14 protein-coding genes and 1 pseudogene are annotated in these 16,008 nt (G+C 32.0%); 6 read left to right on the top strand and 9 right to left on the bottom strand.

Translation table 11 applies throughout. From position 1 onward, the window contains the following. Positions 1-89: 89 nt before the first annotated feature. Genes C1A40_RS00185 through C1A40_RS00175 form a run of 3 tightly spaced genes read right to left on the bottom strand, consistent with a single transcriptional unit; the run spans position 90 to position 4,549 of the window. The gene (locus C1A40_RS00185; protein ID WP_102994121.1) at positions 90-2,780 is read right to left on the bottom strand and encodes a T9SS type B sorting domain-containing protein; all 2,691 of its coding nucleotides are present in this window, start codon (positions 2,778-2,780) and stop codon (positions 90-92) included. A 27-nt stretch (positions 2,781-2,807) separates the two neighbouring features. After that, entirely contained in the window at positions 2,808-3,632 is an 825-nt protein-coding gene (locus tag C1A40_RS00180; protein WP_102994120.1) for an ABC transporter permease, read from the bottom strand. A 23-nt stretch (positions 3,633-3,655) separates the two neighbouring features. Then, positions 3,656-4,549 carry an ABC transporter ATP-binding protein gene (locus tag C1A40_RS00175; RefSeq protein WP_102994119.1) on the bottom strand — a complete coding sequence of 298 codons (894 nt, stop codon included), beginning with the start codon at positions 4,547-4,549 and terminating at the stop codon, positions 3,656-3,658. Between the two features lie 124 nt (positions 4,550-4,673). On the opposite strand from C1A40_RS00175, the gene C1A40_RS00170 reads away from it, so the two are divergent. Then, a complete protein-coding gene (locus C1A40_RS00170) occupies positions 4,674-5,747 on the top strand; it encodes a hypothetical protein (RefSeq protein ID WP_102994118.1) in 1,074 nt (357 codons plus the stop codon). Here C1A40_RS00170 and C1A40_RS00165 read toward each other — a convergent pair. The 5 genes and pseudogenes from C1A40_RS00165 to C1A40_RS00145 all read right to left on the bottom strand — a co-directional run bounded on the left by C1A40_RS00165 (position 5,744) and on the right by C1A40_RS00145 (position 9,980). Then, positions 5,744-6,259: an IS1096 element passenger TnpR family protein gene (locus tag C1A40_RS00165; RefSeq protein ID WP_102994117.1), complete on the bottom strand. Its 516-nt coding sequence runs from the start codon at positions 6,257-6,259 to the stop codon at positions 5,744-5,746. The two genes, C1A40_RS00170 and C1A40_RS00165, sit on opposite strands and share 4 nt — an antisense overlap. A gap of 38 nt (positions 6,260-6,297) precedes the next feature. Next, complete coding sequence (locus C1A40_RS00160; protein ID WP_102994116.1) at positions 6,298-7,311, bottom strand: COX15/CtaA family protein; 1,014 nt, start codon at positions 7,309-7,311, stop codon at positions 6,298-6,300. Between the two features lie 245 nt (positions 7,312-7,556). Further along, positions 7,557-8,975, bottom strand: a complete 1,419-nt coding sequence (locus tag C1A40_RS00155) for a CCA tRNA nucleotidyltransferase (RefSeq protein ID WP_102994115.1) — start codon at positions 8,973-8,975, stop codon at positions 7,557-7,559. 24 nt (positions 8,976-8,999) lie between these two features. Next, positions 9,000-9,176, bottom strand: a pseudogene (locus tag C1A40_RS18695) (GxxExxY protein); the annotation flags it as partial. 243 nt (positions 9,177-9,419) lie between these two features. Next, positions 9,420-9,980, bottom strand: a complete 561-nt coding sequence (locus C1A40_RS00145) for an L-threonylcarbamoyladenylate synthase (RefSeq protein WP_102994114.1) — start codon at positions 9,978-9,980, stop codon at positions 9,420-9,422. 163 nt (positions 9,981-10,143) lie between these two features. Here C1A40_RS00145 and C1A40_RS00140 point away from each other — a divergent pair, with 163 nt between their 5' ends. Genes C1A40_RS00140 through C1A40_RS00130 form a run of 3 tightly spaced genes read left to right on the top strand, consistent with a single transcriptional unit; the run spans position 10,144 to position 13,233 of the window. Next, positions 10,144-11,022: a polysaccharide pyruvyl transferase family protein gene (locus tag C1A40_RS00140; RefSeq protein WP_102994113.1), complete on the top strand. Its 879-nt coding sequence runs from the start codon at positions 10,144-10,146 to the stop codon at positions 11,020-11,022. Positions 11,023-11,038: 16 nt separating this feature from the next. Continuing rightward, positions 11,039-12,256 (top strand): glycosyltransferase, encoded by a 1,218-nt coding sequence (locus C1A40_RS00135; RefSeq protein ID WP_102994112.1) that lies wholly within the window; start codon positions 11,039-11,041, stop codon positions 12,254-12,256. Then, positions 12,256-13,233, top strand: a complete 978-nt coding sequence (locus C1A40_RS00130) for a WaaS/CpsH family glycosyltransferase (protein ID WP_102994111.1) — start codon at positions 12,256-12,258, stop codon at positions 13,231-13,233. The genes C1A40_RS00135 and C1A40_RS00130 overlap by 1 nt, the downstream gene beginning before the upstream one ends. Here the strand turns inward: C1A40_RS00130 and C1A40_RS00125 are convergent. Then, positions 13,214-14,128 (bottom strand): glycosyltransferase family protein, encoded by a 915-nt coding sequence (locus C1A40_RS00125; protein ID WP_102994110.1) that lies wholly within the window; start codon positions 14,126-14,128, stop codon positions 13,214-13,216. The genes C1A40_RS00130 and C1A40_RS00125 overlap by 20 nt on opposite strands. 142 nt (positions 14,129-14,270) lie before the next feature. On the opposite strand from C1A40_RS00125, the gene C1A40_RS00120 reads away from it, so the two are divergent. Together C1A40_RS00120 and C1A40_RS00115 are read left to right on the top strand one after the other, a co-directional pair. Beyond that, positions 14,271-15,023 carry a glycosyltransferase domain-containing protein gene (locus C1A40_RS00120; protein WP_102994109.1) on the top strand — a complete coding sequence of 251 codons (753 nt, stop codon included), beginning with the start codon at positions 14,271-14,273 and terminating at the stop codon, positions 15,021-15,023. 5 nt (positions 15,024-15,028) lie between these two features. Further along, positions 15,029-15,988, top strand: coding sequence for a WaaS/CpsH family glycosyltransferase (locus tag C1A40_RS00115; protein ID WP_102994108.1), 960 nt, complete (start codon positions 15,029-15,031; stop codon positions 15,986-15,988). Positions 15,989-16,008: the final 20 nt, after the last annotated feature.

Genomic DNA, 16,008 nt, shown 5'->3' with positions numbered 1-16,008 from the left:
CTTGCAATCCTAGGCTCAGTATTAAGATGATAAATATTTCTATGAATTAGAAAAATATTAGTTAAACTGCAGATAATCAGGTTTAAATATTAAATTTTCAAAGTGAAGTGATTTTTAAAAATTCTGCCATCTTTTAGTTGTACAGAAAACCAATAATCGCCGCGAGGCATATACTCGCCATTTACTTGACCGTTCCAACCTTCTCCTAATGGGTTTAATTCTTTTAGAAGTTTTCCAAACCTATTAAAAATTAAAATTTTAGAATTTGCTTTAAAAATTTCAGACATGCCATAGACTTGCCAAGTATCATTAAATCCATCGTTATTTGGTGTGAAGAATTTTGGAAATCCTAAAACAGAAATAGGATTGGTTACTACACCACAATTATTTTTTACATCGCTTACAGATACGATATAATGACCAGGATAAACGTTTTTAAAAACGTTATTATCTTGATACGGAAATAGAACATTATTACTAGAATCGCTTAATTGGTATTGATAAAGACCCTCGCCAGATACAAAAACGGTGATGCTATTATTTTGAGAAACATCAACCACCTTAATATTAGAAAAGGATGCAGGGGCTGAAGCTTCAACAGTTATCGTTCTAGTTTTAGAGCATCCATTGGAATCAATAACATCGACAGTATAAATTCCTGTTTTATTTATTTGAATAGCATAAGTAGTTTCGCCTGTAGACCAATTATAAGTATAATCGGTTTGCGATATGCTGTTAACGCCGGCATTAATTGTTATAGTTTCTGGAAAGGAGTTTAAACAATAATAGCTTAAATCTGTTTCGGGAATTTCGGGTAACCTATTTACGCTAAGCAAAACCTCGCTTATACCATAGCAACTATTTGCATTTTCAACACGAGCGAAAATAGTTTGTGTATAAGGTGTTGTGTTTGTGTATTTTTCGCCTAAAGGATTTTGTTCAAGAAGTGCCTCTTGGTATGTTTCATAATAAGCAATATCTAAGGGTGATGTAGAAATTTTTGTGTTTATGTTTGTTAGGTTAAAACTGGAAAAACCATCTTCTATACCATCATCATCACAAATACTAAGTTCTACATCATTTGTTTGGCTAGTGCTTATTTCTAGGGTTAATTCGGCAAAAGAATAACATGTGGTTTTTTCGTCAATTACAGTAACGTATAATATTTGTGGATTTGATGTGTTTTGAAATGCATCTGGGTTTACCTCATGCTGTCTAGCTTTATCTGTATAGAATTTAAGTGTTTTATCGGCTCTATTCCCAATTATATTTGCAGAAGCTTCGTTGAGGTTAAAGACAGTTTTTCCATCTATTACAGTGTCTTCTTCACATTGTATTAAGGTATAATTATAGGCATTAGGTTTTTTATTGAAACGAACATAAGCTTCTCCTTCAATTTCACAAGTGCCGTTATTTGGGTTTATTAGAAGCTCGTAATGACCAGAATCGGTTACGGTAAGACTATTGCCAGTTTCAAGTAAAACAATCCCGTTTTTTTTCCATGTAAAAGTAGCACCGGGTATTGGTTCTGTTTTTAAGATATAGTTATCGCCTTCACAAAGGTTTAAATTCGTTGAGTTTTTACCGTTATTTATGATATCAATTTGTTTGTTAAAAAACGAGGCAATAAAGGGAGGTAAACCTTGTGACGAATATCCAGGTGACAGATTGATGGCTTGATGGGTGTAACTACACGCTAGACCAATTTGGTTTGGGGCATCGATAACACCTAAATATGGAATTCCGATATCGTATGTGGCGCTTAGGGCTCTATAAATTTTACCATTCGGACCTAGTTGTAGTGCACCCCGGTAAAGTTGTCTGTCGTCAATTATTATTGCCGAAGCTTTAATATTTGGCGCATATAGGTTATACTGAATTAATTTTGATTGATGAGTTTCTGGAAGTTCTGGATCGTCATTCTCATAAAGTACATTAGAGGTTTGAGCATAAAGGAGTTGGCTATCTGGAGAAAACTCTATACCATAGGGCACACTAGCTTCTATAGCAATAAGCGAAACGGGATTTGAAACTTTTCCTGTGTTAACATCAAAATCATATAGATCTAGTCCATCGTAAGAATTGGCACAAGCTAGTTTTAATCCGTCAGGTGATAGTTTTAAATAACCTCTTGGATCGATAACTTGCTTAGGAAAAGTTGATTTTACAGATGTCGAGTTGACACCTGTATTTGAAACTTCAAATGCATGAAAAGTATCAAAAGTGTCGTCATATCCATTAAATGAAGCAAAAGTAAGTACCCAAATAGATTTAGTAACACAGTCTTTTAATACTGCTGTAATTTTTTCAGAAGAATCACGTAATAAATTAACATTTTTAGTGGTAATATCGCCTAATCCGCCATGTAAAGTTAAGTCGACAATAGAATAATTAAAACCGAATTTTATTCCAGAAATATTACGACTATCATCTACTGTAAAAACATAATATATGTTTTGGTTGTTAGGTTTTGGAATTATTATTGCAGACTGTGCACTTGAGGGATCGCCAAATAATCCATATCCATTAGGCATCACCTCATGATTTTTGTTCCAAACGGAAATCCCATTGGTGTAAAATAATAAATTACCAAACTCATCGGAGATTGAGGTACAGCCTTCAATAGTGTTTAATTTACCGTCGTGAAGCGCATTTACTGTATTGTTTGCAGAGTCAAACCGAATTCCACTGTTATAGCCAAAATACCAGTTTGCAGCTTCATTTTGCGAAAAAGCTGTAAAATAAACTAAGCAAAGTAGTAGTAGAAGTTTTTTTCCCATCTTTTATAAGCAACGCTTCCAAAGATATTATAAATCACGGTTTTTAAGCAAGCTATATGATGAAAATATAAATATGGCTGTCCAGCACAAAACAATAAGTATTTCGCCAGTATGAACGCCATAATCGTAAACTAAATTAGTTTTATCAGGAAATTTCGCCATGGTAATACGTTGGAAAGGCTGATTAATTAAGTTATACATGGCTCTTAAAGGAAAGAAACCTTGGATACTTTCGGCTGTTTTATTATTAAAACTCCAAGCTAATATGCCGTAAAAAATCCATTCTAGAATATAAAGAATAAAAAGAAAGGCTAAGGCAAATGCAGACCGCTTAATTAACATACCAAAAAACAAGCATAAACTAAAAAAAGCAACCAACTTCACCAAATATGCGACTAAAAAGTTAACGTCTCTAAAAACAATTGAAGCTTCAGTATAGCTTGAGTAATATAACCCAATACTTAATGTTAAAAAAAATATTAGTGCTGTTGAAATTAGCGAAATGAATACAATGGCATAAAATTTAGAAAGTATAAATTCCTTTTTACTTAAGCCATCAATTAGGTTTTGTTTAATGGTTTTATTACTGTATTCGTTACCAATCATGCTAACCACAACTATAGCAAAAAAGAATTTAAATTGCGATGCAAAAAAGGTGGTTAAGTGCCAAATAACAGGGAAGTTAAAAACACCAAGCTCGCCAAGTTCTAATGTGAAAAGCCCAAAAACATTAATTTTTAATGAAGACAGAAGTATAATGAAAAACGGTAAAATAAAGGATACAAAAATAAGAATTTTACTCGTTCTGTTTAACAGGAGTTTTTGTAATTCTATATTTAAAAGTCGACGCATTGGTATTTGTTTTTAGTAGGTTATTAATGATCGGTTAGTTGTAAAAATTGTTCTTCTAAACTTTCTTTGCGTTGTACCAAATGGGTTAAAATGATACCGTTATTAAACATGAATTGATTAAAATTTTCAGATTTCATCGGTTCGTTTAAAAAGGCAGTTATCAAATTATCTTCAACTTTAATTTTTTCAAAAGATTTATGGTTTTCTAATAATTGGAGTAGTTTAGTTTGATTGTTACATTTCACCTCAAAAAAACCATGGCTAGAAATCATAGCATCAACACGTCCTGAATAAAGTTTTAGACCTTTTCTTAAAACGACAACGTGCGAACATACTTTTTCAACCTCATCCAATAAATGCGAAGCCAATAGAATAGTGGTGCCTTGGGCAGAAATTTTTTTTATAATTTCTCTTATTTGATGAATGCCTTGAGGGTCTAAACCATTCGTGGGTTCGTCAAGAATTAATATTTCTGGATCATTTAAAAGGGCAGAAGCTATAGCTAATCGTTGCTTCATTCCTAAAGAATAGTTTGTGAATTTGCTGTGTTTTCGGTTTAAAAGCCCAACAATTTCAAGTTTTTCATTTATTTTCGAAAAAGCAACACCTTTAATTTTGCAAACTAGTTTTAAGTTTTGCTCCGCTGTCATATATGGGTAAAAATTAGGACGCTCAATTAAGGCACCAACTTTTTTTAAGGCATCATGTGTTGAAGTATTTCCATCAAACCATTTAAAATCTCCAGAGCTTTTATTTACCACATTTAATACAATACCCAATGTGGTAGATTTTCCGCTTCCATTTGGTCCTAAAATCCCGTAAACATCGCCTTTTTTTATGGTAAACGATAAGTTATTTACAGCTGTTAGAGCCCCAAATTTTTTGGTAAGATTTTTAATAGTTAGTATATGTTCCAAAAGAAAAATGATTTAAGATTAACTTTTACGTGTATTAGGATGGGTTTTAAATAGGACGATTAGTTTTAAATATTGTTACAACATTATTTCAAAAAAGCCTTAAATTTGAATTCAGAATGATATTATGCAAGATTTAAAAATTTCCAAAAGAAAACCATCTTATCCCATAACGGAAGAATTAGAACAATATTTGTCGCGTTATAATCGCGGTGTGAAAATACCTATTTTTTACGATGATTTATTACGATTTCAAGGATCGATTGTCGTGTATGATAGGGATGATAATGACACCCTTTGGATTCGTGTGTATTATAATGAATTTGAGCGCGAAGAAATTGAATCATCTTTAAAGAAGGTATATACCATTTTTCATTCGGATGGAAATGAAAATATTTTACCATTTTTAAGTGTTGATGCTATTGATTTTTGCACTTTTGGAAATTCGAAGCCATTCAGAATAAAAATCAGGAATGTTTTAAACGACAATACGACATATTTCTATATCAAAACAGCCGATGCTTCCCGTATTTATGGTTTAGAATTAGAGCATATGCTTTCGCCATATAATCTTAATTTTTTAGTTTATAAAAATACTTTAATAGAGGAGCATATTGCAGGTATACCAGGTGACGAGTTTATTAAAAATATGTTACCTAACTGTAGTAAATCTGAAAAAGCACAAATAGCCAAAGAATTTGTTAAGTTTAACGAGCGGTGTATGATTAGATTACTGGGCGATATGCGCTCATATAATTATGTGATTGTGCCTACTCACGATTTTGATAAAGTGGTTTATAAAATTAGAGCTATAGATTTTGATCAACAATCTTACGAAGGGAAATTTAATATTTATAGACCTCAGTTTTTTAAAGAAAATTATGAGATGGTCCAATTGGTATCCAATACCATTCAGAAATTATCGATAGATCAATATAAAACAGAGGAGCGTTCTATTTTAGTAAAAAGATTTAAAAGTTCGCATATTCGTATTGAAAAACTTATTGAATGCATGGAGCATGATGAAATTTCAATACCAGAATATATTGATACTTTAAAAACGACTATTTTTGATTATACCCATGATGTGAACTTTAAGAAAAGTAAAAATATGGGTGAAATTTTAAGACATTCGTTAGGGTTTTTAACCCGTAATTATGAGAATGTAAATATTGCTGTTTTAAATAAGTTAAGAACTTAGTTCCAGTTCTCGTCAAAATCTAATTGGTCGTAGTCGTCCATATCAAGGCCGTCTTCAAATTCATCAAAATCGTCTAAAGGATCAGCTTCAAATGATTTTTCTGGAGCAGCTTCTGGAACTTGACCTTGAAAAAACATTAAGTTTGGGTAATCGAAACCTTCGGTTTCGTCAACGATTTCGGCTAATTCAACGTAAAACGTCCACATGCTTAAAAAGTCATAAACATAAATTAGTTTCGTTTGATCATGATTAACAACATCCTCTAACGATGTTTCATTCATTAAACGAGCTGTAGCTTCTTCACTCAAGTCGAATAAAGAAATTTCTTCACCTTGTTCCCAAACATCGTTACTTATATAAAATGACGCCATTTCGGTACCATCAAAGCCAAACGACTGGGTGATGATATTGTGTAAATCTTCTAGCGTATCGCTATCACGAATTTCTAAATCTCGAAAAACGTCCTCGTCGGAGGTATCATTGTCTAAAATGACTCTAAATCTGTAAATCATTGGTGAAAAAATTAAAGCACAAAGGTATGTTATTTAAACTATTTAGTAAAACGATGTAAGGTAAAAGTCATACTAGTTAATAAGAAAAAAGCACCAACTTGATGCGCAACGCCTAGCCACAAGGGTACCTGATAAATAAGGGCTAAAACACCTAGAGCAAACTGTAATAACACTAGAAAAAGCAGAGAGTTTACACCTTGTTTTTGAAGTGCTGTTAAGGTGTGTTTTTCAGATTTTTTCCAAATTAAAAATATGAAAAGCACCACCACAAAAGCTAAAATACGATGTATAAACTGAATTCCGCTCGGGTTCTCAATCAGGTTTTTATAAAAAGGATCTAATACATAAACGGTATAATGAATAAATTTGCCTTCATTCATTAACGGCCAATGGTTATGCACTAATCCGGCCTTTAAACCAGCTATAAATGCGCCATAAATAATTTGAATAATTAAAACGATGTAGCCCCAAACAATAAGTCTTTTCATGGGTTTATTGGCTGGTTTGCGTTTTGGGTACATCAAGTCTAAAGCCACCCAGAGCGTTGCAGCAAAAGTTAGAAAGGCGGTTACGAGATGTGCTGCTAATCTATAATGACTTACATCTGGCATGTCTACCAAGCCACTTTTAACCATGTACCATCCTAAAAAACCCTGAAAGGCTCCAAGAACTAATAACACCATGCATTTTTTTATGGTGCTTTTACTAAGCTGTTTTCTAATTAAGAAATATATAAACGGAATGATAAATACTAACCCTATAGAACGTCCAATAACGCGGTGTAACCATTCCCAGAAGTAAATATTTTTAAAATCTTCAAGATTAAAATGATTATTATACGCATGATACTCTGGGTGTTGCTTATAGAGGTCAAATGCTTCTTGCCATTCTTGATCGCCTATCGGCGGAATGGTTCCTGTAATTAATCGGTAGTTTGAAATGGATAAACCAGAATCGGTTAATCTGGTGATACCTCCAACTACAACCATTATGAAAATCAGGAAACAGCCTGTTAGTAGCCAGTATATTACGTTTTTATTGTCTTTTTTCATGATATTTTATCCCTGATGAAACAAGGATTTTAAAATTGAACTTTTATTTTTTCGATGTTTCAAAATTAATTATTTACTCATGTTATGTCGAGTCAAGCACAGTAGAATCATAGTTATGTAAATTGTTACTTAAATATTTCTCGACTCCGCTCGAAGACCAGTATATAATTTAAAATATCAAAGGAAACGGTGTTCGAGCGGAGTCGAGAACATTTTCTCAGTGATACTTTTTCGTATATCAAAATCTAACCTCCAACAGTAAGCCCCAATTTTCGTCCCTTCTCCAGCATAAAAGCATGTGCTGCTTCATATTCATTTGGAATTACGCCTTCTAAAATAGCTTCTTTAATAGCTTCTTTAATAATACCAATTTCCCTTGACGGCTTTAAATTGAAAGCTGCAATAATTTCTTCTCCCGAAATAGGAGGTTGGAAATTACGAACATGGTCACGTGCCTCCACTTCAATAATTTTTTCTCGAACAATTTTAAAGTTGTTGTGGTATTTATTGAACTTCTTGGGGTTTTTGGTAGTGATGTCTGCTTCGCAAAGCGTCATTAAATCTTCAACATATTCACCGGCATCAAAAACTAAACGACGTACTGCCGAATCGGTTACTATGTCTTGAGCTAAAACAATAGGACGCGAACTCATAAATACCATTTTCTGAACAAACTTCATCTTATCATTCAAAGGCATTTTTAAACGCTTGAACAGATGATACACCATTTTAGAGCCCTCAAATTCATGCGCATGAAACGTCCAGCCAACTTTTTTACTAAACCTTTTGGTAGGAGCTTTGCCAATATCGTGAAGTAATGCCGCCCAACGCAACCATAGGTTGTCGGTGTTTTTAGCAATGTTATCAACGACTTCAAGGGTGTGATAAAAATTGTCTTTATGTCGTTGTCCTTCAATTTCATCTATGCCTTTTAAAGCTGTGAGTTCAGGAAGAATATGTTTTAAAAGGCCTGTTTGTTCTAGCAATAAAAAGCCAATGGAAGGTACTTTGCTTTCTAAAATCTTATTGATTTCGGTAACAATACGTTCATTGGTGATAATTTTTATACGATCACTATTTTTGGTTATGGCTTTTAAAGACTTGGTTTCAATGGTGAAATTTAATTGCGTTGCAAATCGAATGGCTCGAAGCATGCGCAAAGGGTCGTCACTATAAGTGATATCTGGATCTAATGGCGTCCTGATAATTTTATCATTTAAATCTTGAACACCATTAAAGGGGTCTAATAAGTCACCAAAGTTTTCGGCATTCAAGTTTAAAGCCAAGGCGTTTATAGTAAAATCTCTACGGTTTTGGTCGTCGGTAAGTGTGCCGTTTTCAACTGCAGGATTTCTACTGTCTTCGGTGTATGATTCTTTTCTAGCGCCAACAAATTCAACTTCAATATCATCATACCTAAGCATGGCAGTGCCGTAAGTTTTAAAAACTTGCACTTTAGGTTTATTAGGCAAGTTTTTCGCCACTTGTTTGGCTAGTTTTATGCCATCACCTATGGCGACGACATCAATATCTTTGGCTGTACCTCTTTTAAGTATAAAATCCCGTACAAAACCGCCAATAACATAAGAATCTAACTGTAGTTCTTTTGCCGATTGCGAAATGATTTTAAATATTGGATGTTGCAATGCTTCTTTGTAATTCATGTGTGTTTACCGCAAATTCGCAAATTATTTTTTCTTTGAATCAATGATGCGTTTATATTCCAAAGAAATTGAGTTAAAATTGGCCAAAAGGGCTAGTTTATAACTAGATACCTTTAAATAATTAATACACTGATTATGATGATCTGCATTAAAGGATTCCACCGTTTTTATTTCTAATATTATTTTATTAAATACAACAAAATCTGCGTAAAATTTATGCTTTAGAAAACTATCTTTGTATTTAACTTTAAATTCTTTCTCTCATTCAAATGGAATATTGTTTTTATTAAACTCATATTCTAATGCATTCTTGTACAATTTCAGAGAACCCTTTACCTAGATTTTTATGAACTTCAAAAAGAAAACCAACTATTTGATAGGTTTCTTCTTTAAAAATATAACCATTTTCCATTTTTTTTAAACAATTTGCGAATTTGCGGTTTTTTACTTTCGGATAATTTTAACCACCCCGCTATTACTTAATTTAATAATGGACGACGGTTTTTCGCAAATTTTTTCGTGATGCAAATTTACAACATAGTCTACACCTTTTAAAATAGCAGGTGCTATTTCTTTGTATGAGCTTGGTGTTGGTTGTCCGCTAATATTGGCCGAAGTAGATACTATGGCACCGTTTAGCTTTCTGGAAAGCTGATAACAAAATTCATCGTCAGGTATTCTAATAGCAATAGACCCGTCATCAGCAATTAAATTTTCAGCTAGATTTTGAGCATCATCGTATATTATCGTTGTGGGTTTGCCGGTAACCTCAATAATATTTAAAGCCGCCGGAGGCACTTGTTTAACGTATTTGGTAAGCATTCTATCGTCTGCCACTAAGCAAATAAGTGCTTTGCTATCAATACGCTCTTTTAAATCGTAAATTTTTTTTACGGCTTCAGGGTTTGTTGCATCACAGCCAATACCCCAAACAGTATCGGTAGGGTAAAGTATGATTCCGCCTTGCTTTAAAACTTCTATGGTGTTTTTTATTTCTTGATGCATTGTAAAATAAAAATTATTTCATGCAAAATTACAATTTCTACTTATATGTTCTACGTTTAGTGGTATAAACAATGTATTTGTAAAATGAAAAACCCTTTATTATGAGAGTGCCATTTATTGAAAAATTTTTTTGTTATACCTTTGAAAAATTATATATAAACTAATGAAATTAGTATACTATAAATCAGAAATTGGAAATTTTGGCGATGACTTAAACCTATGGTTGTGGCCACAAATTTTTGGTCCTGATTTTTTTCAAAATAATCAAGATGTTGCTTTTTTTGGTATTGGTTCGATTTTAATCGAAAACTCTAATTTTATTGATCAAGCAAATTCATGTCATAAAAAAGTAGTTTTTGGTACAGGAATTAGATCCATAAACGAAAATATAAGAATTGACCATTCCTGGGATATTTTTTTTTTAAGAGGACCTTACAGTTCCTTAAAATTAAAAGGCGATTTAGATCATTATATCGCAGACGCAGCATATCTTATTACTTTATTACCACAATATATAACCTATTTAGAAACACCCAAAAAGTATAAAACCAGTTTTGTGCCTTATTTTAAATCTTTAGATAAAGTAGATTGGGAAGTAGTTTGTGAAAATTTAGGGTGGCATTTAATTTCACCCACCAATTTAACCGTTGAAGAATTTATTATTGAGGTAGCAGCAAGCGAAATGGTTATAAGTGAAGCAATGCACGGTACCATTTTGGCAGATGTTTTAAGAGTGCCTTGGAAACGTTGTCGCTTTTTTGCTCATATTTATGAAGGTGAAAAGGTCTCAGAATGGAAGTGGAATGACTGGCTTTTATCGATTGGCTTTTCCGAAAACACTTCCGTAGATGCCACCCTTAAGCCTAAAAAAGGTTTAAAAAATCGCTTACAAACTTTCTTTAAATCCAAAGATTTAAAGAAAGTTTGTAAGCGATTAAAAGCTCATGATAAAATAGATTTTAAATTATCTTCTCAGGATACCTTAAATAGAATTATTTCTCAATTAGAAGAAAAAACAACTCTATTAAAAACAAAATTTTGATTTCAAAACAAGCAACGTGTTAAAAAAAATAAAACATCAATTAAGATTAAAAAAACTTAAAAACAAACTTAAGTCTAAGGCTCTTTTTTTTAATTATAATAAATTACCTAAAACTGGTTCTAGCATACTAATTATTGATGGAAATATTCCTGAGTACAACAAAGATTCTGGTTCTAGAAGACTTTTAGAATTAATGAAAATGTTACTTGATGATGGCTATAAGGTTTTTTTAATGGCCGATCTTAAGGAATATAAATACACTTCAGAATACATTTCTTATTATCAAGATTTAGGCGTTCATGTTTACGAGCCAAGATTGGATAATCAAGGTGATTTGATAACTAAAACAATGTTTGTTCATTTATTGGCACCTCATTTAGATGTTGTTTGGTTGCATCGCCCCGAAACGTTTAATAAATATTTTAAACTTGTAAAGCAGGTTAATAATAAGGTGAAATTGATTTATGATATGGTCGATTTTCATTATTTACGAAACATGCGAGAATACGAATTAAATAGTGATACTAAACTAAAAGTTAAAGCCGAAAAATATTTAAATATAGAACTTGAAAACTGTGAAAACGCCGATAAAATAGTGGTTATTTCAGATAACGATAAAGTTGTTTTGTCAGAATATTTTCAAGACGTTTCTAAAATGGTAATATTGGGTAATGTTCATGATTTTTTAAAACATGAGGAAGAGGGTATTCCATTTAACAAACGTAGCGACCTGCTTTTTGTTGGAGGTTTTGCTCATAAGCCAAATACCGATGCCGTTTTATGGTTAAAGAAGGAAATAATGCCTTTAGTTTGGAGCGAAATACCTGATTTAAAAATTAATATCATTGGTGGGCGTCCGCCTCAAGACATATTAGATTTAAATGATGAATATTTTAAAGTACTAGGTTTTGTTGAAGATGTTTCAAAATACTTTAATTCTGCTAAATTGTTTGTTGCTCCCTTACGATTTGGAGCAGGAGTAAAAGGGAAAATAGGACAGAGTTTTGAGTTTGGGTTACCTGTGGTAACTACCGAAATAGGTGCCGAAGGATTTGATTTTTCACCCTTTGAATCCAAAATGGTTGGTAATTCTGCCGAAAACATCGCTTCATGCATTATAAATATGGTAAGCAATGAAGAATTGTGGACTAATGTTAAGCAACAATCCGAACATTTTATAGCGCCCTATTCGCTAAAAACCATACATAAACAACTAGTAAAAGTCTTATCTTAATGAAACTCGTTAAAAAAATTACTATTATTTCAACAAGTCCACTGGGTTATGTGGATTATTTGATAGAAAATTTAAGAACAAATTCGAATGTAGATGTTACTTATATTGATTACTTGTCATTTAAATATAAATACAAATCGATTTTCGATAAATTGAAAAATTTCGTTAATAAAATTGTTTTTAAAACAAATATTAAGAAAGATTATAAGTCTAATTGTTTAATGGCTAAACTAAATAGTATTCCAAAACAAGATGTCATATTAATTATTCGTCCCGATCGTTTGAGTGTAAAAGATATTATTAAAATGCGGGCATATACAAAAGAACTCAATGCCTTTTATTACGATAGTACAACCAAAGTACCAGTGCAAATAGATTTAATTTCGCTTTTTGATAAAGTGTTTAGTTATGAGAAACAGGATGTTAAGGTTTATGATTTAAACTTTATAACCAATTATATTTATGATTTCCAGGAATACGTTCCTATTGTTGAAAGACCAAAGGTGTTTAATGTAACTTCTTTTGATGAGCGTTTTCAAGATTTAGTTCATGTTGCCGATTATTTTAAATCTGAAGACATAGATTATTCTATTCTGATTAGTAAGAAAAACGCAAAACCACATCCTTTAGTAACCATATTTTCGGGGTTTATGTCGTTAAATGATGTTAAGACAAATATTTTACAAGCAACTATTGTTTTAGACATTCAAAAAAATGACCAAAAAGGTTTAAGTTTTAGAGTGTTTGAAGCTTTAGGTTATCATAAAAAATTAATTACTACTAATGCCGATATTGTAAATTATGATTTTTATAATCCCAACAACATTTTTGTTTTAGACCTTAAAAATATTGAGATTCCTCGTAGTTTTTTTGAGACCCCTTATCAAGAAATTCCAACACAAATTTTATATAAATACACCCTAAATGGTTGGATTGAAACCGTGCTAGGTATTCAGGCTAAACGTTTAAATAATTAAAAACACGTTCGGAAAAATTTAAATTTAAAGTTCTACACTCTTCAAGAACTCCAGTATAAACTTGTGTTTTTTTGAGCTGCGATTCAAAATCGCTAAATGTTGAAAACCCAGGTTGGTATTTAAAATCAAAAAATTTTGTAGAATTAGGAATGGCAATGACCTTTTTTTCCAGAAGCATAGCCCAATACATAGCGTGGTAGCTATCGGTTACTACGGTTTCAGACTTTCCAATGAAAGACACTAAGCTTTCTAAATCTTTGGTATTGGAGGTGTAAGGGTAGTGCGATAATTGCTTTACAAGCGATTTGTCTTTCAGGGTTTTTTTATGAAATATTAATCCAACCTCCTGGGTGTTTGTGTATTTTTTATCAAAAATAGGATGTAAACAACTAACACAGGGCACGTAAGATTCGATTCTATTATAATCCCTAACGCCAACCACCCCAAAGGCCGCTGTGTCTATATTATAGAATATATTCTTTCCAAAATTAGACTTGTTATTGCTGTTATGCCCCACACCCCATAACACTGTTTTTTTTCCAGATTTGGCTAGTTTTTCAAAAGTTTTTAATTGCATACTAAAGCTGTTACGATTTAGTAATCCGCCACCTCCTATAATTAAAGCATTGTTGGAGACTGATTGTACAAAATTTTCTCGAATTTCGGGATGGTTACTTTTGTAATCAAAAATATCTAGCGATTTACCCTTTAACTCATCGAAATATAAATGAGGAGCACAATAATAATCTCCAATGTTATTGGGGTCAATTCTATGAATATTGATCCAGTTTTCATGGCGTGTTTCAGCTTTTATGATAGTCTTTAAAGTTTGCCTTTTATTTTTCGCACGGCTAATGGAAGTGAGGTTTCTAATGATGAAGTTTTTAATACTCATGGAACGATTTGGGTCTTGGTTAGTGAGCTGTTAAAGGTACGAATGTAACACTATGTAACGGATTTAGAATGGTAAAATAGTCATAAATTCCAAGGCAGTTATAAGATTTCATGTACCTTTGCAGCTTCTAAAAGTGATAGTAATGAAAGGTCGTATTATTGTTTATACAGCAATATTTGGTAATTATAGCGGACTGATTCCTCAGCAAAATATAGAAGGCGTGGATCTAGTTTGTTTTACAGATCAGGATATTTCTTCTAGATATTGGACCATAAAAAAGGTTAAAGCACTCGTGCCAAACGATAATACAAGAAGTAATAGATATTATAAACTTTTACCCCACAAGTGTCTTTCTAAAACATACGATGTTAGTATTTATATTGATGCTAATATTTGGATTTTAAAGGATATTAGGCCTTTAGTTGAAGCCCAATTAAAAACCGCTAAAATGGCTTTTTTTGATCACAATCAGAATTATGCCGATAAGCGCGATTGCATTTATCAAGAATATCAAGCTATTTTAAAAAAAGGAAAAAATACAGGTGAATTTAAAGACGACCCTGAAGTCATGAAATTTCAAATTGAAAAATTGAAAAATGAAGGCTATCCCGAAAACTTTGGTTTAATTTCGGGATGTGTTTTGGTTAGAAAACATTTTGATTCCGAAATAATTAAACTCATGGAAGCTTGGTGGGATATAGTTTTAAATGGCAGTAAACGCGATCAATTAAGTTTTAATTATGTGGCATGGAAACTAAACTTTACTAACTTTAATTATATTTCAGGCGATGTACGCACTGGTAATCCTTGGTTTTATTTGATTTCACATAGAAAAAACTACCGGTTTAAAATGTTTAAAATTAAATTAAAAAAACACCTTAAAGTTGGTAAATAGCGGTTATGAAAGTTACTATTATAAGTTTAGATAATTGGGGATTTAATAGCTTTATTGAAGAAGAATTAAGGCGACAAGGCGTTGAAGTTTATCATATAAATTTCGATGCTTTTAAGTATAAATACCCTAGCAAATTTCATAAATCATTAAACTTTATAATGAAAACCTTTTTTGATTATAATTTTAAAAGGGTTCATTTAAACAATCATTTATTAAAGCGTTTTGAGTTATTAGGAAAGCAAGATCAAATTTTAGTTATAAAAGGCGATAATTTATCTATTAAAACCATAGGTATTATACGGGAAAAGTATTGCGATAAACTTATTGGTTTTTTTAATGACAGTTTTTCTAGGTACCCTAGAATGGAAAAAGTACAGCACGCCTTTGATGAGGTTTTCTCGTTTGAACCTGTAGATGCTAAGCGCTTCGGTTTTAAATTCATTTCTAATTACATTTATTTCCCTATAGCATCCCAGAAAGATCATAAACCTTATGTATACGACATTTTTAATATCAGTTCAATAGGTAAGCGATTTGATGCTTTACCTAAGTTAAGATCCTATTTTGAAAATCTAAATTTAAAAGCGAAACTTATTGCGTTTTCTGGGAAGCCTATTAAAAATAAGATTAATGGCGTAGAGTATATAAATAAAAAAATCTCAATTAAAGAGATGCTGGAACTTGTTGATGTTTCCAAAATGATTTTAGATTTGCAGCGTCCAAAACAAGATGGTCTATCATTTAGAGTTTTTGAAGCCTTAGGTAAACAAAAAAAGTTAGTTACCACAAATGCATCCATTGTAAATTACGATTTTTATCACCCGAATAACATCTTGGTTATTGAGATCGATAAAATTCAGATTCCCTCTACATTTTTAAATGCGCCTTACCATGAAATAGATGAAGCTATTTTAAATAAATACCACATTTCTAATTGGGTTAAAACAGTTTTTAATTTAAATTAAAAAGTCTTCCTTAATTAAAT

The organism is Tamlana carrageenivorans, assembly GCF_002893765.1.
GTDB lineage: Bacteria > Bacteroidota > Bacteroidia > Flavobacteriales > Flavobacteriaceae > Pseudotamlana > Pseudotamlana carrageenivorans.
The sequence above is the reverse complement of the archived record's forward strand: the minus strand, read 5'-3'. Positions and strand labels throughout refer to the sequence as shown.